This window comes from Roseibium sp. (genome assembly GCF_965233565.1).
Taxonomy (GTDB): domain Bacteria; phylum Pseudomonadota; class Alphaproteobacteria; order Rhizobiales; family Stappiaceae; genus Roseibium.
The window spans coordinates 3,882,188-3,907,906 of record NZ_OZ247494.1 but is presented as its reverse complement, the minus strand read 5'-3'; the positions used below and the strand labels follow the sequence as shown (position 1 = coordinate 3,907,906).

The following is a 25,719-nucleotide window of genomic DNA, read 5'->3' as shown; positions in this document are numbered from 1 at the left end:
TGGAGGCTTTCAGGAGGAACAACGGCTGCTGTGACACATGTTTTCAGCGCCGGAGCGCACCCGGCAAGCCAGCGGTGCGAGCCGGATTTTCATCTCTTTTTCTGAAAACAATGGGAAACGGAATGTCAGTCGAGCGGCACATCCAGCCCTGTCTTGACGCGGCTGACGACCACATTGGAATGAAAGCGCCGGATGTTGGCGTTCTCGGTGAAAACGCGTCGGCTGAACTCCTCATAGGCCGTCATGTCGACCGCGGTCACGACCAGAATGAAATCCGTGTGTCCGGTGACGTAATAGCATTGCTGGACATCTTCCAGAGCCAGCATGGAGCGGCGGAAATCGTCGAGAAGGTCCGTGCGCTCGCGTTCCAGCTCGACCTCGACAATGAAGGTCATGGAGCGTCCGACCGCCTTGGGCGACAGCACCGAGATATCCGCCTCGATGATGCCCTCCTCCCGGAACCGCTTCAAACGGCGCTGCACCGAAGACCGCGACGTGCCGACATGGTCGCCAAGTTCATCGGCCGTCAGCCGGTTGTTCTTCTGCAGCAGGGTCAACAGCCGCTTGTCGACATCATCAAGACTGATTGGCATTTCGCGCGCTCCTGCGACCGATTTTGACCGCCCTTGCCCGCTTCCCAGGCAAAGAACGGGCACAATACCCAAAGTTCAGATCTAGCCTTTCATCAGACGCACATTCTGGTCAAGAGGAAGCCAACCATGCGCAAATTGCCCGAACTATCGACGGTGTACCAGGACCCGCACCGCTATCCGCAGGGAATTGCCTATCAGGACGGCCAATATCTGCCGGTCGCTGAGGCAAAAGTGTCGGTGCTTGACTACGGCTTTCTCCATTCCGACGCGACCTATGACGTCGCCCATGTCTGGGAGGGGGCCTTCTTCCGGCTGGACGATCATCTGGATCGGTTCTTTCGCGGCATGGCCGAATTGCACATGTCGATCTCCCTGAGCAAAGCCGAGATCGCAGACATCCTGCACACATGCGTTGCCCTTTCCGGACTGAAAAACGCCTATGTGGAGTTCATTTGCACCCGTGGCACATCGCCTTCTTTCAGCCGCGATCCGCGTGATGCCGAAAACCGGTTTCTCGCCTTCGTGATCCCGTTCGGCTCCGTCGCCAATCCGGACCAGTTGAAGCGCGGACTGAACCTCGCTGTCACCGATATCCTGCGCATTCCCCCAGGCTCGGTGGACCCCACGGTGAAAAACTATCACTGGCTGGACATGGTCAAGGGCCTCTACCAGGCCTATGGACGCGGTGCCGAGACGGCCGTTCTCCAGGACGGCGCCGGGCACATTGCGGAGGGCCCGGGCTTCAACGTTTTCGCCATCAAGGACGGCGCTGTCACCACGCCGCCCACCGGCGTCCTGCTCGGCATTACCCGGCAGACGGTTTTCGACATTTGTGCCCGCCTGTCACTGCCCTGCGAAGCCGCCCACGTTCCTGCCGCCGCCCTGAGAGCGGCAGACGAGGTCTTCATCACCTCCACGGCCGGCGGCGTGATGCCGGTCGGTCGGATCGACGGCAAGCCGGTCGGTGCCGGTGGTATCGGGCCACTGACTGCACGGATCAAGGAGATTTATTGGCAGATGCACGGGGAAGAGGGATACCGGCACGAAGTCGACTATGGAGAATAAAGGGACAAAAACCGCCTCGCCGCCGGGCAGAAAGATCTTCAATGCCGGGAGGACTCATGCAGTAACTTTCCGGCATGCGCAAAACAAACAGGTTTCTGGAAGATTTCTGCAACATACACGTCAGTTTTACCGACGCGGCCTGCACTTAAAACTTGTATTTCAACAATAATGGAGAATTTTATACGATTCGCCGACCGTTAACCTGTTGGCCGCACAACGAATTTAACGATAGGCTAAGGTCTTGACGCTCCACTGTGCGCGTGATGACGAGAGACCTTTTTATGATACCGCCGCAGATTATCGACCAGATCAGCGACAGAAGCTCCGAAGGCCTGGCCCTTGCGCTCGCAAGTGACGAAGACGGCGCAATCATGGAACTGCAGTGGTGCAACAAGGCCTTCACCCGGATTACCGGGTATGACAACAGAGAAATATTCGGTCAGCGCGGTACCATCCTGATCGGTACCAGCATGGCGCAGGGCGACCACCTGCTCATCATCGAAAAGCTGATGAACTGGGAACACTTCTCGGTAAAAGTCCGCACCAACAGGAAGTCGGGCGAGGAATACTGGCAGAAGATGAGCTGGACGCCCTTGTCGGATCCCTCAACGGGTGACAGGTGGTGGCTCTGTTCGTTGATCGAGCTGGACGAAACCCCGCACAATCCGGTCGTGCACTCGGCGCTTGCCACAACAAATTCCAATCAGGAGCTGCTGGCCGACTACGCGGAAAAAATCGAGCGACTGGAAAAGGAAAACTCGCGTCTTTTCGAAATGGCCAAGACGGTTGCAAAGGAGTCCAAGGAAGACCCGCTGACCGGCCTGTCCAATCGCCGGCATTTTGAAGTCGAGCTGAAATCCTGGATCCAGAAGCTGCAGAATGGTGGGACGGAATTTGCGGTTTTTTATGTCGATCTCGATCGCTTCAAGTCGGTCAATGACACATTGGGACATGACGCCGGCGACCGGTTGCTGTTGTCCGTTGCAAAGATGCTGCGCCGACTGACCGGCGAGACGGATCTGATTGCACGCATCGGCGGTGACGAATTTGTCATCCTGAGACCATTGGGAAACAGTGCGCTGGACATCAGCAGCCTTGCGGATGCGATCGTGCAGGAAATGCATGCCCCTTTTGCCTTTGAGGGCAAGTCCACCTTCTGCAGCGCAAGCGTTGGCGTCGCCATTGCAACGGCAGGCATGGATATTCCGGAACAGGTGGTGACCGATGCGGATATGGCGCTTTACCACGCAAAGACGAACGGCCGGGGGCGTTGGTCGTTTTTCACCGAAGAAATGCATGCCGATGCGCTTGCGACAAAGCGGCTTGTGTCCGACCTGCTGATCGCCTGCGAAAAGCGCGAATTTGTTCCGTATTTTCAGCCGCTGATCGACGCCAGTACCGGCAAGATCGTCAGTGCAGAGGTTCTTGTAAGGTGGGCACATCCGAAAATGGGATTGCTGCCGCCCGGTGCCTTTCTGGAGACGGCCGCGAGCATGGGGATCCTGAAGCGGATCGACGAAATCACCTTCAGCACACTTCCCGAAACGCTGGGGGCGTTCGACAAGGCAGGCATCGATCTTCCACGCATTTCAATCAATGTCTCCGCAGGGCGCCTGGCGGACCCGACCCTTATTCACGACATCAAACGTTCGGGTATTGCGCCGGAAAGACTGACCATTGAGATCCTGGAATCGGTCTACCTGGAACGTATCGGCGACGTGGTGCACTGGACCCTTGGCGAACTGAAAGAGCTGGGTGTCACCATTGCCCTGGACGACTTCGGAACCGGACATGCGTCTGTCCAGGGGCTTTTGAAGATCAACCCGACCATCCTCAAGATCGACCGTCAGTTCATTCAGCCAATCGTGGAAGACGAAACGTCTCGGGCTCTCGTTCATTCCATTATCGGGATCGGCAAGAGCCTCGGCATGCGCATTGTGGCCGAAGGGGTGGAGACGGAACAACATGCGCTCTTCGCCGGCCGCATGGGCTGCGACTATCTGCAAGGGTTCCATTTCGGCAAACCTGTTTCCGCCTCCGACCTGCAGCAAAAGCTGCTGGAAACCAATGGCCAATTCTGGTTCCCGGCAGAAACCGACATTGCGACGCTCCGGCCCGAGCTGCCTTGCTAGAGCACTTTCAGCGGACGGGACGACCTGCGTGTCAGATCCGGCCCTGCAGCTGTTCGGCAATTCCCCTGACCGCACCAAGATCTTCACCGCCGATCACCAGGAACCCATAGCCGTCCTCAATCCAGTGTGCTGAGGCAAGGCCGGCCAGCATTTCGGCCTTCGGACCGTAGGCCGACGCGTCAACCCGGGTGATGCAGATGGCAACAGGATCGTTTTCGCCGGAGAGATAGGCAATCTGAACCAGCGGATTGCCATCCAGCCCCAGCATCTGGGCCCTGCGGTAATTCAATCCGTCGACGCTGGCTGCGGCCGAAAGATTGCGCCCCAGATCGGCCGAGAGAGCTGTCAGCTGGTCAACTGCCTTTTCCAGCTCAGGCGTTTTACCCGGCAGCGTGGCCGGAACGTAAAGGACCTGATAGTTGGCCACTGCCATTTTCCAGTCGGTGTCGAGCCACGGACGCTGCCACGGCGACCAGAGAGCGCCGAGCAGAATGCCGGCGGCAACCAGACCGGCAGCGGCTGCGCGCGGGGCCCAGCCCGGGCTGCGTTTTTCATCCTTCGGTGCCTGGTAGGCCGGCGCCTGATCCAGCAGGTTGTCGAAGGCTTCCCTGACGGACTCGATTGGCACCGCCAGAGCTTCCAGACGATCGACCAGCGCTGGATCGTTCTTCAGTGCAGTCTCGACCCGGCGCTGCTCGTCTTCGGTGAGCTCACCGTCGAGATAGGCGGTCAGGGTCTCGTCGCTGACGCGAAAACTCATTTCGTTCCGGCCTTTCGCTGGTCAGGAGCGGTCTGTAACTTCTGGCGCGCAGCGGCCAGGCGGCTCATCACGGTACCGATCGGGATCTCCAGGACCGCCGCGGCTTCCTTGTAAGTGTGGCCTTCCACATAGACCAGCAGCACCGTTGCTCGCTGGGCCTCCGGCAATGCCATTACCCTGGTCAACACTTCACGCGCCATTCTATTCGTTTCCACGTCCGGATTTTGTGCCGGAAGGTCAATCTGCTCGATGGGGACCAGGGTTCCGGTCCCCCGAATGCGCTCGGCGCGTTTTTCGTTGAGCCAAATGCGCCGGGCCATGGTAAAGAGCCACGCAGACAGGGAGGTCCCGGCCTGATATTTCGCAGCCTGTTCAAGGGCCCGCGCCGCCGTTGCCTGGGCAAGGTCATCCGCGCCTGCGCGCTCGCCGGTCAAGGACAAGGCAAAACGCCAAAGTCGCGGGTAGAGCTCCGGCAATCCGGCCCTCACTTCCGCCTCCCCGGACGAGCTGGCAAAAAACTTTCGAATAATTTGCTCCGATCCCGTGTTTCTCCCCCGTGGGCATCAGGCTGCACGAACATCGGAGGAAGTCAAACATGAAGAAATTCGCCCTTGCCACCGCACTCACCGCAACGCTTGCGATCGCGGCTCTCACCGGTCCTGCCATCGCCGACGATCACCTCGCCTGGCCGGCAACGGAAGGCGCCTATGTCTATTTCATAAACCTGGAGGACGGGGCCAAGGTCAAATCACCTGTTCTTGTCCAGATGGGGGTGAGCGGAATGGGTGTTGCACCTGCCGGCACTGAAAAGGAAGGCACCGGCCATCATCATATCCTGATCGATCGCGCGCCACTCGGAGAGGGTGAGGACGGCGCCGACGAGTGGCTCTACAACCTGCCGGCGGATGAAAATCACAAACATTTCGGGGGCGGCCAAACCGAAGTCAGTCTCGACCTGCCAGCCGGCACTCATACGCTGCAGATGGTTTTTGGCGACATGAACCACGTACCCTTCGGGCCGCAGATGGCCTCCGACGTGATCACCATCACCGTTGAATAACGCGTCTGAATCCGGCCGCGCGGTTCCAGTTGGCCGGCCTCCTGCCGGCCAACGTCATCTGGCTTTGAAATCCGGATTTCCACCGCGCCCTGCCAGCGCTTCCGCAGTGACGGGCAGTTTGCGTCCCTAACCGGACAGTTCCTGCTCGATCGCGTGTCCCGCAAGACGCGCCGTGGCGAGGAGGCGCTCGAGGCTATGGCCGTTGCGCGCCATGGACGACAGGCCGGCCAGGGTGGTCCCGACGAAATCTGCAAGGTGCCTTGCGTCGTCAGGGCGCCGCTCCGCGATATAGCTGTTCAGCAAGCTGTCCGCACTGGCCTGCATCCCGCGAGCGGCATCTCGTGCGTCCGTGTCGAGACAGTGAAGTCCCTCCAGCACCATACATCCGCTCATCTCGGGATCGGCCGCAAAGCGCCGGGCTCCGTCTTCCAGCACGGCCGTCAGCGCCTCGGCGAGTGGGCGGTCGGATCGCAGCAGATCTGCAAGCGGAATGGCACCGGTCTGCGCATAGCGTTCCAGCACACGGATATAAAGCTCCGCCTTGCTGCCGAAGGCGGCATAAAAACTCGGCGGTTTGATGCCAAGCGCGTCGGTCAGATCGGAAACGCTGACCGCGTCATAGCCGCGTGCATGGAAGAGCTGCTGAGCGGTTTCAATCGCCTGATCGGGATCGAAGCTGCGTGGCCGTCCGCGTGGACGCAATTTATTTTTAGTAGTCACTACAAAAATCCTTGAATGCCACCTCACCGCCATTATGTAGCGCCTGTTACATTATTCAGCAAGGAGAGCCTGATGTCTGACTTCAAAGATAAATCCGTTCTGGTGCTCGGTGGCAGCCGGGGGATTGGCGCGGCGATCGTGCGGCGCTTCAAGAATGAAGGCGCAAACGTCACCTTCACTTATGCCGGATCTCCCGAAGCCGCCGAAGAGCTGGCCACCGAAACAGGCAGCACGGCTGTCTTCACCGACAGCGCTGACCGCGATGCACTTATCGCCACAGTCCGGGACCAGGGACCTCTGGACGTGCTGGTGGTCAATGCCGGGATTGCCGTGGTCGGAGACCCGCTCGAGCAGGATCCCGACGAGATCGACCGGTTGTTCCGGGTCAACATGCATGCACCCTACCATGCCGCGGTCGAGGCGGCGCGCCAGATGCCCGAGGGCGGCCGGATCATCGTGATCGGATCTGTGAATGGCGACCGGATGCCCATCGCCGGTCTGGCGTCTTATGCCTTGAGCAAGTCCGCGCTGCAGGGTCTTGCGCGCGGCCTTGCCCGAGATCTCGGCCCGCGTGGCATTACCGTCAACATCGTTCAGCCGGGACCGATCAACACCGACCTCAACCCGGAAGACGGCCCGATGAAGGAGATGATGCACAGCTTCCTGGCCATTAAGCGTCACGGACGCCCTGAGGAAGTCGCCGGAATGGTCGCCTGGCTCTCCGGCCCCGAGGCCGGTTTTGTCACCGGGGCCATGCACACCATCGACGGTGCCTTTGGCGCTTGATCAACGCAGCGCGGGAGCAAGCTCGGTGCGCTTGCTCCCGAACCGGTTTGCCCATCAGATTGACCGACAATGGCATGTCTTTGCCTGGTACCTGCGACCAGGCCCCTTGGAAGGCCGTCAATAGACGACCGGGTACAACGTGATATCAGCCGGATCGCCCGGCCTGACCTTGGCAGTGCCACGGGCCAGCAACCAGCCGTCGGACCGTTCCAGGCTGGCGACCAGCAAAAGGACAGGGACTGTTTCAGCAGCCTCCGGCAGCGGCAGGGCAAAAGAGAGCCGGTCTGTTTTGCCGTCACTTTCGACAATGGCGACCGCCGGGACCTGTTGAGCACCCTCCGAACCGGACAAGCCTTCAAAATGAAAACGCAGATTGCCCTTCGGCAGAACGGCGCCTTCCGCGAAGCGCACCGTGCCACGGAGCTGCTGGTCGTCTGCCATTGCCTTTCCTGTTGTTGCAATGCCTGAAGCCGCACCCGCAGCAACAAGGCCGGCAATCAACAGGTTACGGCGAGAGGTCAGGTGTTTCATGTCAGTCCCAAAAATCGAAAGCCCTCCGGTCCACGCCGAGGGGGCGGGCGTGGCCGGAGGAAACTGGCCGGGCGCCTGAGCGCCCTGGCCGATCTCATCAGATGACGAAGAAATCATCCGCTGACAGGTTCAGGTTCGTCGACAGCTGCGCGAACTGAATGGCGGCGATGTCTCCGGATCCGTCGGCATCATAGGACAGCGTGCCGTCATTGCTGTCGTAGATGATCCGGTCGAATGCATCCTGTGCCGTGCCCGAGGCGCTTTTGTGGAACGCGGTAAAGTCCAGCAGGCCTTCGTCCAGTTCGGTGAAAATCGCACTGTCGAGCAGGATCGTATCATCCTGGACATTGAAATCCTTGATCCTGTCGACATTGCCATTGCCGAGCTCCGTGGTGAAGCGGAAGGAATCTTCGCCCTGGCCACCGGACAGGATGTCTGCCCCAAGACCGCCATCGAGCAGATCGTTGCCTTTGCCACCATAGAGCTTGTCGTTGCCCGCTTCACCCGGCTGAACCGGCTCCGGCGGGAATTCCACCGAGACATTGAGCGTGTAGGTCGACCCTTCCGGCACGGCTTCGGTCCAGCCACCCGGAGCGTCGGGTGTCCAGCTGCCTTCCAGAATGTAGTAGGTGCCGGTTTCCTGGACGACAAAGACCGTGCTGGAGTCCCGGTTCGACGTGGAGCCCGGGTCACCGCCGCCATCATCGTTTTCGGTGACCACATTGCCATTGCCGTCGAGCAGACGCACCCAGCTGTCATGGACATTCGGATCGGCAATGCCGTCTATGTCGATGGTCAGGATCGTGCCTGCTGCCAGAGTGATGCTGTAATACCCGCCAAGGCCATTCCCGGTGGCGTTGACCGTCGTGTGCAGCACCGTGGTGCTGTCAAAGATGTTCGGATCTTCCGTCAGCGAGAAGTTGTTGGAGATGTCGAAGGCGGTCGCGATCGAGTTGTTGGTCGCGTCCGGGCCGAGAGTGGCGTAGCCCGTGCCCATGCCGGGCCGCGGAATGGCGTCGGCCTGGTCTCCGAAGTCGCCGAACAGAACATCATCGCCGCGCCCGCCCTTCAGGACGTCATTGCCGCCCTGACCGGTCAGCACGTTGTCCTTGCGGTCCCCCTTGATACGGTCGTTGAAACCGGACCCGGACAGGTTTTCGATGGAGATGTATCTGTCGCCTTGGGACTTGCCGCGCGCCAGGTTGAGATTGACGCCATTTTCTGAGGTGGAATAGTCCGCCGTGTCCGATCCGGAGCCGCCGTTCAGGACATCGCGGCCCAACCCGCCGGTCAGGATATCGTTGCCGGCACCACTGGACAGTTCGTTCCTGCCATCCGTACCGATCAGGTGGTCGTCGTGGTAGGAGCCGACGGCGTTTTCAACATCGACGATGATGTCGTGGCGGATGGCCGTGCCGCGGCCGACGATCTGCACAGGACCGGTGGCGTCGCCGCCGCTGGCCGTGCCGTTGCCGAGATCGACGGTGACACCGGCGTCGCTGCCGGAATAGACCACCGTGTCGATGCCCTCGCCACCGTCGAGATAATCCTGGCCGGCGCCGCCGATCAGCGTGTCATCGCCTTCATCTCCATAAAGGATGTCGCCGTCCCGGCCGCCATCGAGAATGTCGTTGCCGCCGCCGCCATTGAAGACGTCGCCGCCGCCGCGGCCCCAGAAATGATTGTCATCATCGGTGCCGATGAAACGATCGACGCGGTCATCCGATCCGATCAGGTTCTCGATACTGTCGAACGTGTCACCGGAGGCCGTCCCGCCGCTGGCGATGTTGGTCTGAAGATTGACCAGAAGCTGGAACGGGCTTTCGTTGGAGTAATCGACCGTATCGACACCCGCGCCGCCGCGGAACGTGTCGGCCCCGGCCTGGCCCATCAGCACATCGTCGCCGTCGCCGCCATCGAGAATATCGTCACCCGCGCCACCCAGAATGGTGTCGTTGCCAGCCCCGCCATAAAGCGCATCAGCGCCATCGTCGGTCTCGGTCTGATCGTCCAGGTCTGCGATGGGGATCGTGTTGTTGATGTCGCGGCTGGCGAGCGTGTCCCGACCGCCGACGATGTAATCGTCGCCGTCTAGGCCGAAGATCGTATCGCCGCCGGCACCACCGATCAGCTCGTTGTTCCCCTCGTCGCCGACGATGATGTTGGTCAGCGATCCGGCCGCATTTCCCGCGTCGTCGTCGTTGCTGTCATACGCCGGCGGTTGGGCTGTGCCGCCGACATAAATGATGTTTTCGACATTGGCGACGTCGCCGAGATCGATACCGCTGCCGATCACGTAGATCGTGTCGTTGCCGCCGTCTTCTTCCTCGCGAACGATGTCATCGGCGGAATCGACGAAATAGATGTCATCGCCGCCATTGCCGGCCATGCGGTCGGCGCCGCCGCGGCCGTCGAGGATGTTGTTGCCGTCATTGCCGATCAGGACATCGTCATGGTCGCTGCCGATGCCGTTCTCGATGTAGTATTCGGACTGGTCTTCGTTGTGACCGGCAAAGATCGAGACGTTGTTGGAATGACCGTTGACGCTGGAAAACTGCCCGGCGCGCAGATCCAGAATGGTGCCCGCGGTGGACCCGGAAAAGTCGATCGTGTCCTCACCGCCAGTGTCGTGGATCACGAAGCCGATGTCGTGCTGCATGCCCTCCGACGTCAGTTCATAGCCGTATTCGGTGCTGTTGAAACCGTAGACATTGTCGCCGGTGTTCAGATCGATCGTCTGGTAGGTGCGCTCGCCGGTCTCTTCGTCAACGGTTGAGAAAAACCGGCGGATGGTCGCTTCGACATCGGCCATCATCGGTGTGACCGACGACCAGCGCGTTGTTTCGCCGACATCGATGCCATTGAAATAGGACATCATGCTGTATTGCTGGCGGTCATAGGTCCAGGTCGCGTTGTTGAGATAATTGATCTGGACGCCACCGGGGCCGGAATAGTTGTAGAGCCCGGGGTGATTCAGGCCGAATTCATGACCGAGCTCATGGATGAAGGTGCTGAAAACATAGCCGCCAACATCGGTTTTGTTGGGGTCGGTATCATGAAACCTCTGGCCCACACTGATAAAGCGGTTGCTGGAAAAGGCGCTGCCATCGTTCTGCTCGCCGATCTCGGGGCTGACGATCTGCATCCAGTGAGCATCCGGATCATAGGGGGCGTCGTCGACGACTTCGAACTGGAGCGGGGTTGTGGCCGACCACATTTGCAAGGCGCCGATCACCGCTTCCTTGTATTCGGGGTGATCGTTGAGTTCGGTGACATTGATCACCAGTGGCTGCGCCGCCATTTCAGGTGTCAGACTGCGCGGCAGGGCGCCGAGATAGTCCAGATAGGCTTCATAGTCTTCGCTCTTGCCGAACGGATTGTCCGGCGTCTGATCGTTGATCCACCATTCGTCACTTGGCTGTGGTGTCGTAGGCATCGTGAGGTCTCCCTTATGTTCTGGCCTCTGTTGGTGAGCATTGTGATTCTGGTGTCGAGACGACCTGCCCGGTCCTGTCCGGGTCCGGCGAACTCAGGTCGACAGGGGGCCGCGACTGCAGTGGAAGCGGGAAAGGTCGGAAGGCCCAAACGGGCAGGCCCCGCAGGCGCTCCGAAGCAGGCCGGAGCCCGGCCATGACCGGCAACCTTTTTTGGCCTCAATTCCCTTTCAAGTATGTAGACCGGTCTCGTAGGGGCCGTTGACGCCAGTGCGTCTTTTTTATCCTCCGTTTTCAACCGAAGACAAAAAAGCCTCATCGTTACAAGACCTTACCTTGCACAACTTTTAATAAGCGATTCCCATTTTCACCGCCTCTAATTGCACCTTGTTACGATGCTGGCAAGAACATTTTCTGCAACCAGATCCGCAACCCGACCATGCACAAGCCGCCCAAACCGGCGGTCATTTGCCGTGTCAATGGAACGGATCCATCAGGCTCATGAAGTCAAAAAACGGCTGAAGTCCGCGACGTCTTCGGTGTCGCAGGACGGGCGTCCCAGAGGGCGCACGAAGGGAGTTTCAGGCCGGCATCCCACCGGGCTGAGACGCTAAAAAAAATTTTAGTAACCTGGTGAGGGATGCGCTCTTCGGATCACTGCCGCGGCGTCAGGACCGCCTGCTGGTGAAGATCTTCAGGTCCAGCACCACCTTGAGCGTTACGGCCACAACTGCGATGCTGAGCAACATCTTGGTGGCACTTTCCATGGTGCCTTCAATCAGCAGGGCGTGCACCACACAGCCGACCACGACCGTCAAGGCCAGCGCGGCGTGAGCAAGGCGCCAGTTGCGTGGCAAAAGAGGAAGGCGCCGCCGGAAAACGGCCAGAAGAGCGGCCAGAAAGACCGCCCACATGGCGACCACGCCCCAGATGGAAAAAGGGGTCGGCGAGCGAAACAGAAGGACGTCGATGACATCCGGCGGGCTGGTGATCCAGAGGCCGGCCACATGGAGCGTGACTGCAGTCACCAGCAAGACACCCGTCCAGCGATGCAGGCGTCTGGCGCGTAGTCCTTGCAGACCGGGCAAAAGACCTCCGGCGAGAAGCGGTTGCAGGAGGAGCAGCGACATGGCGAAAATGCCGGCAAATCCGGCCGCAATATAGACCGGCTGACGCCATTGCAGCAGCGGACTGAACGCTGCCAACAGCAGAGGCAACAGGATCGCAGCAAGAACAGCCGACCAGATCAACAGCGTGCGGAGCGGGATCTGAGACAATCGGCGCCTCTTGTCAGGCATCGTCCGGTTCAGGCCGGCTGCAACACAAAATGTGCCTCCAGGCTGGTGTCACCGGAACTCTTCATCACCGGACGCAGAAAGACGGTCTCGAAGTCTCCGCTGTCATAGGCCAGATGCCCGTGCGGCTGACCAAAGGCCGGCACGATCTGGGGCATTTCCAGCCGGAAGACACCATTTGCGTCCGTCAGGGTTGCGCCGTGACTGCGCTGGTCGCGTTCATGGCCTTCCGTGGTATGGGCCCAGATCTGGATGCGCTGGCCTGCCAGCGGAGCGCCGTCGCCCGCGCGGCGAACAGTGCCCGACATCCAGAAGCCGCCGCCCCCGATCCGGTTCACGATCGGTGCGCCGGGCCTGTAATTGTTGGATCCACCGCGCATCGACCGCGTGGGAGCCAGACCTTTTGCTTGCGCCGGAACCAGCAGACGGGCGCTCCCGGTCACGAGAGCTGCGCCGCCCAGGACACTGCCGGCAGCAAGAAGCGTGCGGCGGGAGATGAGGTCAATCGTCATCAAGATCACTCCAGTCGAACGGGTACCCGGACTGGTTCCGGGCGTGCTTGTTGTCAAACTATAGGGCGTTTGTGGCCATTTCCGAGTTCTCCGCTTTTTCGGGGCTGAAATTCTTGCTCACGCTTGCGTGATCCCTTCGACGTCCCGTCGCAAGAACACGTCAGTCACCGGAATGTTGATTGAATGTCAGCGGGCGCCAGAACACATTTCAGGCGGGGCTTCAGCCGAACGAGGGTGACATGATCAATCGCAGAAATTTGCTCGGGCTATCGCTGGCAACCGCCGGATTTGCAGTCCTGGCCACCTCAGCCGGGCCATCCTTTGCCAAGAGCCCCCTGGCGCTCACCGGATATGATCCCGTCAGCTATTTTTCCGGAAACAGGCCCTCCATGGGCAAATCGCAATTCACCGCCCAGTATCGCGGCCTGACCTATCAGTTTTCGTCTGCTCAGAACCGCGACGCCTTTGTTGCCAGCCCGGCGCGCTACGCGCCGCAATTTGACGGCTATTGCGCTTACGGTGTCTCGCGCGGTTACAAGGTCGGCGTCAACCCACTCGCCTACAAGGTCGTGTCCGGCAAGCTTTACGTGAACTATTCCAAGTCCGTGCAGCGCACCTGGAGCCGGGATATCCCGGGCTATATCGCCAAGGCGAACAGGAACTGGCCGGGGCTGAAGTGATTGCGCCGGGCCAGTCCCTGCACAAGGCCTCCTAAAGGCCGTCGACCGGTGCGGACAGCGCGTAGTACTCCACGAGATTGCCATCCGGATCCCTGAACTTGAACAGGCTCAGAGGGCCTTCGCGGATGATACCGGGCGCCTGAAGAGCCTCCGGAGCGATTTCGGTGAGATGAGCAAGGGCGGCGTCAATGTCCGTCACCTTGAGATAGGGAACGGTGCTGCCCCCGAGCCTGGCCTCCGGTGCAAACGCCTCTTTCGACACGACGGCAAACAGGCCGCCTGCAATGTTGAAGCCAACAAAAACCTCGGTTTGAAAGACAGGGTCAGCCCCAAAGAGCGTGCGATAAAACGTGCCGGACCGTTCCATGTCGCTTGAAAGGACATAGACCCCCAGGCGCTCCAGATTGTCTTGGCGGCTTGCTTGCATGGCGGTTTCCTGTGCGTTCGCGGTGGTGAAAGATGTGAGGAAAAAGAGAGTGATCCCGGCTGCAAGGCGCCTGAACATCGTCGTTGTCATTCTGTCCCGTCCTTTCCAAGGTGTTCCGGCAGTTTTATAAATCCCCCCTGTTGCCACCGTGGTGGCAACATCGAACCAGCCAAGGGACGACATGCGCAAAGCGGACAGGTTGTTTGAAATCATCCAGATCCTGCGGCGGACACGCAGGCCGATCTCCGCCCGCGATATCGCGGAGGAGCTGGAGGTTTCCCGGCGTTCGGTCTATCGCGACATTACGACCTTGATCGCACAGCGCGTTCCGATCCGCGGTGAACCGGGCCTCGGTTATGTTCTGGAAGACGGTTTTGACATGCCGCCCCTGATGCTGACTGCAGACGAAATTGATGCAGCGGTTCTCGGCGCCCTTTGGGTCGCAACCCGCGGCGAACCGGACCTTGCCCGGGCAGCAGAAAACCTGATGGCGAAGATCGAGGCGATCACACCCGACCCGTTGCGCCGGCACATTCTTGCCTCGCCCATGAGTGTTCGCCCCGTCAGTCCGGCAGCAGCAGAGTGCGTCGATGCCGGCATGCTGCGTCAGGCGATCCTGGACGGCAAAAAGGTGCAGATCGGCTATCGCGACGATAAAGGCCGCACCAGCGAACGCTGCGTCTGGCCGGTCCTTCTGGGTTACCGGGATGAAGGCAGGATCCTGGCGGCCTGGTGCGAATTGCGGGAAGGTTTCCGCTATTTCCGGACGGACCGCATGACCTTTGCGAACCTCCTGGATGACCGTTTTCCGGAGCGGCCTGCCGCCTTGAAAAACCGCTGGCAGGCGGAGATGGACGCGGAGCGCGAGCGATATTCACTGCAAGACAAGGACGCTTCGAACCCGTAACACCTATCGGATCGGGCCCGCTTTGCCTGTGGCAAACCCCTTCCACAGATTGTCCGTCCCCTTCCTGCCGCATACACTTCCGCAATGACGCGCATTCTGGAAACCGAGCTCTACGCACCGGTCAAGACCTTCCTGGAAGGACAGGGATATGAGGTCAAGGCCGAAGTCGGCGCAGCGGATCTGGTCGCTTGCCGGGGCGACGAGGAGCCGGTGATCGTTGAACTGAAAACCGGCTTCACCTTGAGCCTGTTTCATCAGGCCATCGACCGGCAGGCGATCACGGATCTGGTCTATGTCGCGGTCGCCCGCGGCAAGGGCAAACGGTTTCTGGGCGCCTTGAAGAGCAACCTGAAACTTGCCCGGCGGCTTGGTCTCGGGCTGATCACCGTGCGTCTGCCGGACGGACATGTGGAAGTGCATCACGACCCAGCCCCGTTCACGCCACGCAAGTCGAAACCCCGCAAGACCAGAATGCTTCGGGAATTCGCCCGCCGCGTCGGCGATCCGAACACGGGCGGCTCGACCCGCGTGACGCTTGTCACGGCCTACCGGCAGGACGCGATCCGCTGCGCGGAGCATCTGGCGGAAAGTGGCCCCAGCCGCGGCGCCGATGTTGCCAAGGCCACCGGCGTTGCGCGTGCGACCCGCATGATGGCGGACGATCACTATGGCTGGTTCGAACGGCTCGAGCGGGGTGTCTACGGCCTGACCCCGAAGGGTCTGGGCGCGCTCAGCGACCCGAAGGAAGCCGCCGCGACCGGTCAGGCGGAGCCCGGCAGGCTCTAGCGGGGCATTCCGAACATTGCTGCCCAGTTTTCCGCTGTCATGCCGGCGCGATAATCCTCTTGCATTGATCTGTCCAGAAGCTCCACCAGCAGCCGGTTTTCCAGCCAGATCTCGACACAGTCAAACGGACCGCGATGACAGATCCGCGCCGTCCAGCCTTTCGCCGCCGCGCGCTCCAGCAAGCTGTCCCGAGGCAGAACCGACGCGAGCGCCACATGGACAAATGTCGGCGTGTTGTCCGGTTCCCGGACTTCGCAGGCGATCTGGTCAGGTCCCGCGGTCAGGACATGGGTGAGCGGATAGACTTCGATGGCGGTGCCATCGTCTTCTCTGGAAAAGGCGATCCAGCAGTCCGGAAAGGGCGGAAACGGCATTGCCTTGCCGCCCATGACCTCTGCCAGAAACCCGGCAACGCCTTCAGGGTGTTCAGCACTGATGGAAAGATGCAGCAGGGGCACGGAACCGCTCACGCCTCCCTGGACGTCAGGGCTCCGTCAACATGCCAGCCGCCGGACAGGTCGACGTGGCGAATGGAGCAATGCGCGATCATCTCTTCATAACCGGGTGGTAGAAAGGACTGCTGCCAGGTTTCGCCAAAATGAGCCTTGATCGCATCCAGGTTGGCCCAGACAGAGACGAACATCACCTTGTCGCCCTCCGCTTCGATCTCCCGACCGAAGAAATATCCCTGATTGCCGGGCCTGCCCATAACGACGGCGGCAGACGTTGTCGCAAAACTGTCCAGCAGCTTGGCCGCACAGCCCGGTTTGGTCTGAACCTCGAACAGTCTCAGGATCGGTCCGGTCTGATCCATCATCGCTCACTCCTGTTGGCGGCCCGCCAAACGTGTAAACCGCACCCGTCCCTGGCGCTGCTGCGTGGTCACAACATCGCGGCATCAAGACAGGCAAACAGCCGGATCCGCTTGAAAACCGGTTCGTCGCACATACACTAAGGGCATGCCAGATGTGGTTTCAACCCGAACGGTCCTGCCTGCGGGCGGCGGTGCCTATGCGCTGCCGTCCCTGACCCTTGGCATCTTTTTGAACGACCAGCCCGGCCATCGACTGGCGCACGGATCTTCTCAGGCGGCCCATCGACCGCTGTCAAAAAATCAGGGCTGGATCCTGCCGGCCGGCAGCGAAGGGCTGTGTGAATATGATGCAGAGCTCGAATTTGTCAGCGTCAGCCTGAGCCACACTCTCCTGGAAGAATTCGGGATTGGGCGGTCCTTCGAATTCGAAGCCGTGGTCGGTGCGCTCGACCCGCTGCTTTTGAGCCTCAGTCTGAGCGCAGACAGTTTCGAGGGCAATGGAGCGCTCTACCGGGATACGATGCAAAGAGCGCTGGCCGCTCAACTCATTCAGTCGGTCAAACCCCTGCCCGCCTGGAATGCCGGTATCGAGGATGCCCGGCTCAGACGGGTTCTGGACCATATCCATGACAATCTGGCGAAAGACCTGAGCCTCACGGCCATGGCCGAGCTTGCCGCAATGAGCAGCACACATTTCTCGAAAGCCTTCAAGAAAGCACTCGGCCAGTCGCCCCTGCAATATGTGATCAAGGCCCGCCTGGAGCGGGCCTCCGTTCTGCTCAAGACAACACAGCTGAGCGTTGCGGAGGTTGCCTGGCGCTGCGGCTATCAGGATCTCAGCCGGTTCGGGCAGCATTTCAAACGTCTCTACGGTGCGACACCGGCGGTGTTCCGGTCCGGTTGACCGGGGTCGACACAATCCCATGACCACCGATGTCGCTGCACCACCATCGGCGCCTGCTCAGTTGCCACCGGCCGCGCGCTCTCCAGCCTTGGCCACGAGACCACGGTCACCCGTTTCCCAGAGGGCCGTCATGGTCATGGACGTGACTTTCCAGCGGTCGTCGCTGCGCTCCAGCTCATAAGAATACCGCCCGCCCAGGGTCCAGAGCCCGTCCCCGATGCGATGGGTTGCGGTGAAATCGGCTTCCGCCGTTGCGGACGTGCCAGTTTCGGACATGACCGTGTGATTGGTGACCATGTGGTGCGTGCTGTCGAAGCCCGGCAGAAAGGCCGACCAGCCGGCAACCAGCTCATCGGCCGGCTGCGTCACGGGGTCTCCGCCCCAGAGACTGGTATAATCGGTGGTGACCGTATCGGCGAAAGCCTCCCGTACACGCTGCCAGTCATGCCGGTCCGCGCCGGCAGCGATGTCGGTGAGCGTTGCGGTGATCTCTGTCTGGTCTGCCATGGCGGCACCTCCAAGGAGCGGGGCAGCAAGCATGGCTGCAAGAACGGCTCGTTTCATGGGTCTGGTTCCTTATTGATGAAAGGGAAGCGCCGCCGGAACGGCGCTCTGCAAGATCAACCGGTTCAGTTACCGGCAGGCGCTCCGGCCCGGAAATGGGCGGCAACGGTGTTGGCCGCGCGGGTGACGTCTTCCGGGTTGTCGTAGAAATCGAACTGGGTCACGTCTTCCAGCCATTCCATGGTCGCGTCGCCGGCAAAGCCGCCGAGGAAACTGCGCACGCCCTCGGGGATCGCCGCGCTTTCGGAATGGACGACGGCCAGCGGCTTGTCGAGACGCTCCGGATTGTTGGCCGGGTGGTAGGTCAGCCAGCCTTCCCAGCCGGCATTGTTCCACTGATTGTCATATTCGGGGATCGCGCCACGATCGGCCTCGTAATAATAGCCGCCAATCGGCATCAGAACGCCTTCGGCCCCTTCCGGACCTGCGGCGGGAATGATCTGCCCGCCGGCGGCTTCGGCTGCCCGCGACATCTCGATCAGGCCGGCGACACCGTCCTTGCCGCCATAGACCGCTTCGACGATGTCCTCGTTCTGCAGCCAGGGCGCCACCAGTGCGAGCCGATTGACGTTCGGATTGCCGGACACCGCGTCGACCATGTAGCCGGCGGAGGCACAGATACCGAGGCCGTTCACGTCAGCCGCATCCACTTCCGGCAGGGTCGCGACATAGTCGATCGCCGCGCGGATATCGGAGGTCTTGGCGTCCGGGCTTTCGACGTAACGTACATTCCCCGGCAAATCGTTGGACTTGCCCCAGCCGCGGAAATCGAAGGTGAAGGCGGCAAAACCGCGGCCGGCCATTTCCCGGGCATAATTGGCAGGCATCTGCTCTTCAACCGAGGTCCAGGCACCGGTGACGACCACCGCCGGCAGCGGAGCACCGTCATGGGTTTCGGGCAGGTAGAGCGTGCCATGCAAGGTGGCACCGTCGTTTTCGAACGTCACCGAACGGGTTTTGACGTCGGCAAGTGCGGTGGAGGCCATCAGCATGGCGGCGGTGGTAACGATTGTGCGTGTCATCTCTGTCTCCATTGTCGACCTTGATGGATCGTGATGAGACAAAGATGGCGGTCAGGCGCCCGGTTGTGAGGCGCGATTCCTGTGCTTTGATATGCGATTTCTGGGTTTTGGCGCCGCTGCCGGTCTGGTGCGATGCCCAGCCGAGACCCGACATCCCGTCAGATAGAACGCGCGATTTCCTCAATGTGAATGCTCGCGCAGTCGACAAGCGGAAACGTCGCCACGTCCTCGTTCAGGATTGCATTCAGGTCCGTGCCGCCCAAGAGGACGGCCTCCGCGCCGCGGGCCACAAGTGCGTTGCCCGCCTCCAGAAAGACGTCCCGCAAGGCGTCCGTCGGCTGACCCGATTGGGCCAGGGTGACATAGGCCTCATGCACTTTCTGCAGGTTGTCCCCTTCCGGCGCCAGAACCTCGACGGGCTCAAGTTTGCCATACATGCCGGTGCGCATGACGGTGTCCGTTCCCATGATACCGACCCGCCGAAAGCCCTTGTCCTGCAGCCAACGTGTCAGAACCCTGGTGAGGTCAATCACGGGAAGGAGCGACATGGCCGTGAACCGGTCGATGCAGAAATGACCGGCAATGGAGGTGACGACCACATTTTCCGCCCCGGCGGCCACAAGCCGGTCGGTCAGCCTTGAGTAGATCGCACATTGCTCTGCCTCACGGCCGCCCGCCAGGTTCGCCAGCAACGTCGCGGTATCGGCATGCACCATTGTCAGATCGAGATCACGACCGCTTTCCTTCGCCGCCGTGATGAGCTTGCGATAATAGAAATCCGTGGCCGCCGGCCCGATGCCGCCAATCAAACCAATATGCATGTGGCCGTTCCTCCTCTCAGCAATACCGCTCAGGTCCGATCGATTGCGCTTCCGAATAGCGGTCGCCATGGGCCCAACCGACGGGAAGCACAGCCTCGATCCGCTCCAGATCCGATGCCGTGAGATTGAGGGCCGCGCCCGAAATGCATTCGCGCAGATGGTCAACCGACCGGGTTCCCGGGATCGGGATCACATGTGGCCCGCGACTCAAAAGCCAGGCATTCGCCAGCCCTGCCGCTGTCGTGCCCATCTCCGCCGCAAGCTTGCGGAAGCCTTCCAGGATGCGCAGGTTTTCCGTCAGGTTCGGCTCCATGAAGCGCGGGTTCGAGCTGAGGAACGGCAGGTCGGCGATCCGCTCGCGCGGGATCGGATTGTCGGTCAGCAGCGACCGGCCGACGGGCGAAAAGGCCACCATGGCAACGCCGAGCTCTGCGCAGGCCTGCACCAGTCCGAGATCGGGCGCGCGCGTGGAGAGCGAATATTCCGATTGAACGGCGGCGACAGGGAAGACTTTCATGGCGCGGCGCAGGGTCGACGGCGCGACTTCCGACAGGCCGATGGCGCGGGTTTTGCCCTTTTCGACCAGCCGGCCGAGATTGGCCGCCATTTCTTCCGGGGTGAAACGCGGATCGCGGCGATGGGCATAAAAAAGGTCCACGCAGTCGAGGCCAAGCCGCTCAAGCGACTTGTCGAGCTCCGCTTCCAGGTGCCCCGCCGAATTGTCAAAGCAACGGTTGCCGTCCTGATCGCTGGTGATCGAGGCCTTGGTTGCGATGATAAAGTCGCTGCGCGCGCCCGGATCGGCTTTCAGATAGGTGCCGATCGCGGTTTCCGATTTGCCCATGCCGTAGACATTGGCCGTGTCCAGATGCGTGACACCGAGATCCCGGCAGGCATTGAGGACAGCGTGGCTTTCCGCCTGGTTCGTCGGCCCGTACATGTCGGAAAAGGACATCGCGCCATAGCCGATCGCGCCGACTTCCGGCCCACCCGCGCCCAATCTGCGTTTTTCCATCCTGTCCCCTCTGTGCGCTCAAGAAAGCTGAATGGTTCTTTCTTAAGCGATTGGTGTGAGTGCTGAAAGGGCGAATGAGGGTCTCATGTGCCGGAGTCGCCCAGCCTCTTCCGGGGCGTTTTTTGAAAGGTGGGGAGTACCTGACGCTGCCCGGATGACATATATTGGTTTGGAAGACCGAGTGACCGAACAGAAACCGGAGACTGATGTGTCATCAGGCAAGGGGCGCGTTGAAAGACTGATCGATGCGATCGGCGCAGAGTACCAGGCGCATCTTATCGACTTGTGGAACACCTCCACGGTCTTTGATATTCAGGACGGCGCCGTTCAAAAGATGATCTCCCGCGAAGCGCCATTCGGCGTCATCGGCATCAAGATCCTGATGCGTCATCCGGGAGAGACGGATCGTCTTTTTGAACACCAATGGAATTTCAGCATCGGGCTCATCGGATGTGAATTCAAGCTTCTGGATGTCGATTACCAGAACGACGTCTGGATCGGTGATGTGAATTCCGCCGAGTTCGCAGGGCATGAACATATTGCCTATAAATCCGTTGAACAGATGATTGCCTTTCACGGCGATGATTTCGGCGTCGGAAAAGTCTTCATCGAAAAAATCGGGGCCCTCTGCCCCAGCCTGCTTGAAAAACCGCCTTTGTTCTTTCGACTGCCGCGCAGAGCGCCGCCCGCCTACAGGTTCACGGCCGCCTCCCCGGCCATTCGCAAGGAGGTTGGCCTGTCCCCTGACGACCGCATGGTTCTGATCGAGGCGATGATCAAGGAACACGGCATTGCCCCCTATACGATCCTTCTGTCCTGCCAGTCCGATGATAACTTCTGGCTGGCCGATCTCCCCGAAACGCTTGTCGACCATTACCAGCATGGCCTGATTGACCCAAGCCTTGGTGAACACCATTCCAATCTCGAGGTCGGGGTCTCCATTACCGCAGAGGCTCTGAGGAACAGGGTCCGGCAGAAATCAACCAGCGCCGAGCGCGACAACGGCGTCTTTTTCTCCATGTCCGGAAGCGGTTCTGCGTCAGGCTATTTGAACGGACTGAACTGATGGGCGTTGGCTCGGCTGCACCAGGTTGCGGACCGAGCATGGTCGGTTCAGAGGACAGTCACCTGCTTGGGTCCAGAAGCTGACATTCGTTCAACATGCGGCAATTGGCCGAATGAGGCCCAGCCTGCTAATCGCTCTTGCACTGAATGTCGAGCGAGCGCGTATATGCCTTGCTAAAGAAAGGCAGAAACCTCTGTATGCTGTCAGACAATGCAGGATCAGGATCAGGATCTGCCGAGCCTGCGAGCAGTTCGATCAGCTCGTGGACTATGCGATTTGCACTGTCGGGATCGATGACCGGGCCATCATAGAACTCTTCCCAGAGCTTTGTAAGTTCAGGATATTTTTCAGGCTCTTGATATGCCGATTGCAGGATGTACTCCTCGGTGTGATTGATGCTCAAGAGCAAATCACCTGCGTGCATAGCGAAGGCCATAAAGTTCCAATCCTGGTTCGGGCCGAAAGTTTAGCAGTCAGTTTGCCAGTTTCTGGATTTTGTAGCTGTCAACGAGGGCGTGGCTTTCCCTCTTGTTCACCGGCCCGAACATCTCGGAAAAAACATCGCCCCATAGCCGATGGCGCCGACCTCCGACCTCCCGTTAGAGACCGAGTTCAAGCGTCCTGAGCAGGCGGAAGCGGGTCTTGCCCGTGTTGCCCTTCAGCGAAATCACGAAGGGCACCAGGCCGTATTTGGAGGTGTTCACATATCCCGCCAGGGCCTTCACACCCGGGATCGTGCCCGTCTTGTAGCGGGACCCGGCCCGGGTCTTGGGCAGCAGGTCCGCATGCGGCGCAAACTGCTGCAGCACCCTGGCGAGGCTTTGGGGGGAGAAAAGGTTGTCGGGGCTGATGCCCGAGCCTTCCTTGAGGACCAGCCCCTCGGTGATGCCGTGTTCGGCCAGGATCTCCGCAACGACCTGCTGCGACTTTTCCAGGCTGACCGGCCCGCCGAGACGGTGTGCGCCAATCTCCAGAAAGATCTGGTTGGCGATATAGTTGTTCGACCCGATCATCAGCAGGGTCAGGATCTCCGAAAGGGGGCGGGACTGGTGGTGCACATGGACAGGCTCGAGACCCGAAGGCACGGGCCCGGTTGAGATGTCGCCGTCAACACGCCCTCCGGCCCGCTCGATAAAGGCGGCGAGCAGCTCGCCGGCATAGCGCACGCCTATGGCAGGATCTTCCTGGGCGAGGCTAATGCGGCCGCGCCCCTTTGGGCCGCGCTCCCGGAACTGGCTCACCGCCAGGGGAGTGATCGGGGTCTGCTTTTCCGCGGAACGGACGGTGTTTCCCTTTCTGACGGCATGGATCGTGTTGAAGTTGACCGCAAGGGCCGCGTTCAGGGCGTCATAGGCCGCACCGGTGTCTTCGATGCCCGGGATACGAAGACTGGCCGGGTAATAGCTTGCGTCCAGAACAAGGCCCGCGAACGGTTCCTTGCCGGTCGCGGCGAGAAGCTTGGGCGCGAGCAGTGCAAGCTCCTCGGAGACCAGGAACGGATCGCCGCCGCCGCGCACATAAAGCACCCTGTTCTCATCCAGGTAAAAGCTTGTCTTGAAGCGGTAATCTTCCCCCAAAACCTCCAGCGCCAACCAGGCGGTGACGAGCTTGGCGACGGACGCCGGGACGAAGGACCGGCCGGCGTTTTGCGCCACCAGCTCGTTGCCCTTCTCATCCAGCACCAGCACGACCCCCGACGGCGCCGCGGCCGCGACCTTGTCTTCCACACCGGCCAGAGCCGGGCCGCAAAGGAGAAACAGGGCAAGAGTGAGAGCAAGCAGGCGCATGGTGGCTCCAGTCAGCCGCTGTTCCTGCGGCTGGTGACCTTGGGTGTTGCCGGGGACACCATGTGAGCCGGTCAGAGGGGACAAATCAACCGGAACTTCGGGTGAGGGTGGATGTGGATTGGTGGATGTGGGCTTTTCCCAATATCCACCTGCCTAATTGATGCCGCAGCGCAAACTGCCGAACCGACCATTCGTTGCACAGTCGAAGATCATTGCCGCAAAATGACGGCTGTGCAGACATTTTGACTGTTCAATAATAGAGAGAGGCGAACAAAACGCATGCTGAGAGTGACGATGAATATCGCATTTATAGTGTACGTAAGATAACTGGTCTTGTTACGGCCTCGTCAACAGCTTTGGCCAAAAGTAAATATTCGTGTCAGAATAAACGCCGCGCCGAAGCTTTCTAGGATCAAAAGTCTAGAATTAACCAGAAAGGTATTCCAATAGTTCCGCAGTCGCAGCGTTTTTCATTAATCTAGCACGAACAGGGCCGACCCGGTATAGTTGGTCAATCAAATCCTCTTCACTGTTCTGGTGAAGCTGTTCGATCGTTTTTATATTTGCATCCTTCAACTTCCCTTTTTGCCAGGAGGTAAGCAAAGGAAGAACATCCACTGACTTTGAAAGCATGGCATTCAATGCAACTAAATACTGTTGGTCATTAACTTGAGTAGCCTCAATGTCATTAATATCGAAATAGGCTGCATGATTTTTGCCAAATTCTGGAAACTTCTTAAGGGAAAGGCTCTCAAAAAAGTCTTTTGACTGAGTAACTGGGTTTCCCTCACTCGCGAGCACACACCCATACTTCACCTCGTATCGTGTACCCAATTCACGTCTTGTGGCTCTTACAGATGCATCAATTTTTCTAATTATTCCCGTATAAGACAACAGACGCAGCGCTTCCTTCACCGAAGCGGGGCAGTCTTTATGAACCCAAAAATAGATTGTAGCCTCATTCTGATTTCGCTCTTTTCTTTGGCTGTTATATGCCTCGATTGCTGGGATGACATATTGTTCAAGAAAATCTCTTCCCCAATCCACGATCACCTTGTGGCCGCCGTACTTCTCACCTAGCTCGGTGTGTTCAGCCCAAATTTGACCGCGATAGAATGCTTTCAACACTGCATTTGCTGACGCAGTGTTCACCTTATCAAGATCTTGAATGGTTCGAAGCAAGATTCTTGGATTACCTCCACTTGCAAGGGCCAATGAATTAAAGATGTTTGTTTGGGCGTCTAGAGTTTTCTTGAGATTGTCATCGGCTTGCTTATCTACGATCGCCCGAAAATATTGAAGATAGTCAGCGTCCGAAATGTTGCGTTCTATTCGGCGATAAATGCAGTCGTGATTTGGCTCAAAAGAGTCCCCAAAATATGTCACTCCAGGATAAATTGCAGCGTTACAAGTTATGAAAGGTGATCTCAGATCTTTGAAAAGACTAAAAAATTGACGTTGTTGATCTGGTCGAAATACATGTGCCGCTTCATCGAAAAAAATATATATCCGATCGAGCCCATTTTCAGAACAAATCTCTTCTATCGCTTCCTTGACATCTTCAATATCCGGCAGGCTTGAGATGCAGATTTTTTCTTTACTGCGATAAGATTCTTCGAATCTCTTGACAATCTCTCGAAGGTCTTTCTCCACATCAGCTTGCTTATTGGATTCGTCATTGCTCAAAAGGCCAGCTGCAAATGGTGAAACTGAAAGCCCTCTTTTCCGTAACCTGTTGATCAGAGTTTTTAGAGTCTTGGCAAGCATCCAATGGTAGAATTGGAGTGGGTCATCCGTGGTAACCAAAGAGCTAATGTTGAATGAAACAAACACGGTGAGAGCGGCTGCCTCTTGTTTTTCTAGTTGACCTTCGGCCACTCTCATCAAGAATGATTTTCCAGTGCCTCGGGATCCCTCCACCAAACAAGGCTCAGCCGATTTCAACGCCGCAATAGTTTGATTGTCTGCGTGATTTAAGACAGATAGATCGACAATCTCATCTGCTTTGATGCTTTCGGTTCTAAGATAAAATGCCATT

Annotated in this window: 27 protein-coding genes; 9 read left to right on the top strand and 18 right to left on the bottom strand. The window is 59.2% G+C overall.

The features are described from left to right. Positions 1 to 125 precede the first annotated feature (125 nt). On the bottom strand, positions 126 to 593 hold the full coding sequence (locus ACO6TG_RS17990) for an Lrp/AsnC family transcriptional regulator (protein ID WP_422374452.1): 468 nt from the start codon (positions 591 to 593) through the stop codon (positions 126 to 128). 126 nt (positions 594 to 719) lie between these two features. On the opposite strand from ACO6TG_RS17990, the gene ACO6TG_RS17985 reads away from it, so the two are divergent. Then, positions 720 to 1,658 (top strand): aminotransferase class IV, encoded by a 939-nt coding sequence (locus ACO6TG_RS17985; RefSeq protein ID WP_422374451.1) that lies wholly within the window; start codon positions 720 to 722, stop codon positions 1,656 to 1,658. 281 nt (positions 1,659 to 1,939) lie between these two features. Next, complete coding sequence (locus tag ACO6TG_RS17980; RefSeq protein ID WP_422374450.1) at positions 1,940 to 3,790, top strand: EAL domain-containing protein; 1,851 nt, start codon at positions 1,940 to 1,942, stop codon at positions 3,788 to 3,790. Positions 3,791 to 3,821: 31 nt separating this feature from the next. On the opposite strand, the gene ACO6TG_RS17975 is transcribed toward ACO6TG_RS17980, so the two are convergent. Continuing rightward, positions 3,822 to 4,550 carry an anti-sigma factor family protein gene (locus ACO6TG_RS17975; protein ID WP_422374449.1) on the bottom strand — a complete coding sequence of 243 codons (729 nt, stop codon included), beginning with the start codon at positions 4,548 to 4,550 and terminating at the stop codon, positions 3,822 to 3,824. After that, positions 4,547 to 5,038: an RNA polymerase sigma factor gene (locus tag ACO6TG_RS17970; protein WP_422374448.1), complete on the bottom strand. Its 492-nt coding sequence runs from the start codon at positions 5,036 to 5,038 to the stop codon at positions 4,547 to 4,549. Before ACO6TG_RS17970 ends, ACO6TG_RS17975 begins: the two co-directional genes overlap by 4 nt. 107 nt (positions 5,039 to 5,145) lie before the next feature. Here ACO6TG_RS17970 and ACO6TG_RS17965 point away from each other — a divergent pair, with 107 nt between their 5' ends. Then, positions 5,146 to 5,610, top strand: coding sequence for a DUF4399 domain-containing protein (locus ACO6TG_RS17965; protein WP_422374447.1), 465 nt, complete (start codon positions 5,146 to 5,148; stop codon positions 5,608 to 5,610). A gap of 126 nt (positions 5,611 to 5,736) precedes the next feature. Here the strand turns inward: ACO6TG_RS17965 and ACO6TG_RS17960 are convergent, their stop codons facing one another. Continuing rightward, positions 5,737 to 6,330 (bottom strand): TetR/AcrR family transcriptional regulator, encoded by a 594-nt coding sequence (locus tag ACO6TG_RS17960; RefSeq protein ID WP_422374446.1) that lies wholly within the window; start codon positions 6,328 to 6,330, stop codon positions 5,737 to 5,739. A gap of 72 nt (positions 6,331 to 6,402) precedes the next feature. On the opposite strand from ACO6TG_RS17960, the gene bdcA reads away from it, so the two are divergent. After that, the gene (gene bdcA / locus ACO6TG_RS17955; protein WP_422374445.1) at positions 6,403 to 7,116 is read left to right on the top strand and encodes an SDR family oxidoreductase; all 714 of its coding nucleotides are present in this window, start codon (positions 6,403 to 6,405) and stop codon (positions 7,114 to 7,116) included. A 117-nt stretch (positions 7,117 to 7,233) separates the two neighbouring features. Here bdcA and ACO6TG_RS17950 read toward each other — a convergent pair whose 3' ends face one another. From ACO6TG_RS17950 to ACO6TG_RS17935, 4 genes are all read right to left on the bottom strand, one after another. After that, positions 7,234 to 7,647 (bottom strand): hypothetical protein, encoded by a 414-nt coding sequence (locus ACO6TG_RS17950; protein WP_422374444.1) that lies wholly within the window; start codon positions 7,645 to 7,647, stop codon positions 7,234 to 7,236. Between the two features lie 97 nt (positions 7,648 to 7,744). After that, positions 7,745 to 11,083 (bottom strand): M10 family metallopeptidase C-terminal domain-containing protein, encoded by a 3,339-nt coding sequence (locus ACO6TG_RS17945; protein ID WP_422374443.1) that lies wholly within the window; start codon positions 11,081 to 11,083, stop codon positions 7,745 to 7,747. A gap of 666 nt (positions 11,084 to 11,749) precedes the next feature. Then, positions 11,750 to 12,379: a ferric reductase-like transmembrane domain-containing protein gene (locus tag ACO6TG_RS17940; protein WP_422374442.1), complete on the bottom strand. Its 630-nt coding sequence runs from the start codon at positions 12,377 to 12,379 to the stop codon at positions 11,750 to 11,752. 8 nt (positions 12,380 to 12,387) lie between these two features. Continuing rightward, positions 12,388 to 12,888 (bottom strand): twin-arginine translocation pathway signal, encoded by a 501-nt coding sequence (locus tag ACO6TG_RS17935; RefSeq protein WP_422374441.1) that lies wholly within the window; start codon positions 12,886 to 12,888, stop codon positions 12,388 to 12,390. Positions 12,889 to 13,127: 239 nt separating this feature from the next. Here ACO6TG_RS17935 and ACO6TG_RS17930 point away from each other — a divergent pair, with 239 nt between their 5' ends. Further along, positions 13,128 to 13,568, top strand: a complete 441-nt coding sequence (locus ACO6TG_RS17930; protein ID WP_422374440.1) for a YHS domain-containing (seleno)protein — start codon at positions 13,128 to 13,130, stop codon at positions 13,566 to 13,568. Between the two features lie 31 nt (positions 13,569 to 13,599). Here ACO6TG_RS17930 and ACO6TG_RS17925 read toward each other — a convergent pair whose 3' ends face one another. Then, a complete protein-coding gene (locus ACO6TG_RS17925; RefSeq protein ID WP_422374439.1) occupies positions 13,600 to 13,995 on the bottom strand; it encodes a VOC family protein in 396 nt (131 codons plus the stop codon). 181 nt (positions 13,996 to 14,176) lie between these two features. Here ACO6TG_RS17925 and ACO6TG_RS17920 point away from each other — a divergent pair, with 181 nt between their 5' ends. Continuing rightward, entirely contained in the window at positions 14,177 to 14,902 is a 726-nt protein-coding gene (locus ACO6TG_RS17920; RefSeq protein WP_422374438.1) for a helix-turn-helix transcriptional regulator, read from the top strand. Positions 14,903 to 14,986: 84 nt separating this feature from the next. Further along, entirely contained in the window at positions 14,987 to 15,688 is a 702-nt protein-coding gene (locus tag ACO6TG_RS17915; protein WP_422374437.1) for a DUF2161 domain-containing phosphodiesterase, read from the top strand. Here the strand turns inward: ACO6TG_RS17915 and ACO6TG_RS17910 are convergent. Together ACO6TG_RS17910 and ACO6TG_RS17905 are read right to left on the bottom strand one after the other, a co-directional pair. After that, positions 15,685 to 16,146 carry a hypothetical protein gene (locus tag ACO6TG_RS17910; RefSeq protein ID WP_422374436.1) on the bottom strand — a complete coding sequence of 154 codons (462 nt, stop codon included), beginning with the start codon at positions 16,144 to 16,146 and terminating at the stop codon, positions 15,685 to 15,687. The genes ACO6TG_RS17915 and ACO6TG_RS17910 overlap by 4 nt on opposite strands. 8 nt (positions 16,147 to 16,154) lie before the next feature. Beyond that, positions 16,155 to 16,505: an antibiotic biosynthesis monooxygenase family protein gene (locus ACO6TG_RS17905; protein ID WP_422374435.1), complete on the bottom strand. Its 351-nt coding sequence runs from the start codon at positions 16,503 to 16,505 to the stop codon at positions 16,155 to 16,157. Positions 16,506 to 16,656: 151 nt separating this feature from the next. Here ACO6TG_RS17905 and ACO6TG_RS17900 point away from each other — a divergent pair, with 151 nt between their 5' ends. After that, positions 16,657 to 17,406: a helix-turn-helix domain-containing protein gene (locus ACO6TG_RS17900; protein WP_422374434.1), complete on the top strand. Its 750-nt coding sequence runs from the start codon at positions 16,657 to 16,659 to the stop codon at positions 17,404 to 17,406. A 57-nt stretch (positions 17,407 to 17,463) separates the two neighbouring features. On the opposite strand, the gene ACO6TG_RS17895 is transcribed toward ACO6TG_RS17900, so the two are convergent. The 4 genes from ACO6TG_RS17895 to ACO6TG_RS17880 form a co-directional block, all read right to left on the bottom strand. Next, positions 17,464 to 17,970, bottom strand: a complete 507-nt coding sequence (locus tag ACO6TG_RS17895) for a nuclear transport factor 2 family protein (RefSeq protein WP_422374433.1) — start codon at positions 17,968 to 17,970, stop codon at positions 17,464 to 17,466. A gap of 65 nt (positions 17,971 to 18,035) precedes the next feature. After that, positions 18,036 to 18,992 (bottom strand): alpha/beta hydrolase, encoded by a 957-nt coding sequence (locus tag ACO6TG_RS17890; protein WP_422374432.1) that lies wholly within the window; start codon positions 18,990 to 18,992, stop codon positions 18,036 to 18,038. Positions 18,993 to 19,150: 158 nt separating this feature from the next. After that, positions 19,151 to 19,813 carry an aspartate/glutamate racemase family protein gene (locus tag ACO6TG_RS17885; RefSeq protein ID WP_422374431.1) on the bottom strand — a complete coding sequence of 221 codons (663 nt, stop codon included), beginning with the start codon at positions 19,811 to 19,813 and terminating at the stop codon, positions 19,151 to 19,153. 16 nt (positions 19,814 to 19,829) lie between these two features. Then, positions 19,830 to 20,828, bottom strand: a complete 999-nt coding sequence (locus ACO6TG_RS17880) for an aldo/keto reductase (RefSeq protein WP_422374430.1) — start codon at positions 20,826 to 20,828, stop codon at positions 19,830 to 19,832. Between the two features lie 181 nt (positions 20,829 to 21,009). Here ACO6TG_RS17880 and ACO6TG_RS17875 point away from each other — a divergent pair, with 181 nt between their 5' ends. Beyond that, positions 21,010 to 21,894, top strand: coding sequence for a hypothetical protein (locus ACO6TG_RS17875; RefSeq protein ID WP_422374429.1), 885 nt, complete (start codon positions 21,010 to 21,012; stop codon positions 21,892 to 21,894). A 127-nt stretch (positions 21,895 to 22,021) separates the two neighbouring features. Here ACO6TG_RS17875 and ACO6TG_RS17870 read toward each other — a convergent pair whose 3' ends face one another. From ACO6TG_RS17870 to ACO6TG_RS17860, 3 genes are all read right to left on the bottom strand, one after another. After that, positions 22,022 to 22,297, bottom strand: a complete 276-nt coding sequence (locus ACO6TG_RS17870; RefSeq protein ID WP_422374428.1) for a hypothetical protein — start codon at positions 22,295 to 22,297, stop codon at positions 22,022 to 22,024. 196 nt (positions 22,298 to 22,493) lie between these two features. Further along, a complete protein-coding gene (locus tag ACO6TG_RS17865) occupies positions 22,494 to 23,681 on the bottom strand; it encodes a D-alanyl-D-alanine carboxypeptidase/D-alanyl-D-alanine-endopeptidase (RefSeq protein WP_422374427.1) in 1,188 nt (395 codons plus the stop codon). A gap of 426 nt (positions 23,682 to 24,107) precedes the next feature. Next, positions 24,108 to 25,718 carry a hypothetical protein gene (locus ACO6TG_RS17860; protein WP_422374426.1) on the bottom strand — a complete coding sequence of 537 codons (1,611 nt, stop codon included), beginning with the start codon at positions 25,716 to 25,718 and terminating at the stop codon, positions 24,108 to 24,110. Position 25,719 lies beyond the last annotated feature (1 nt).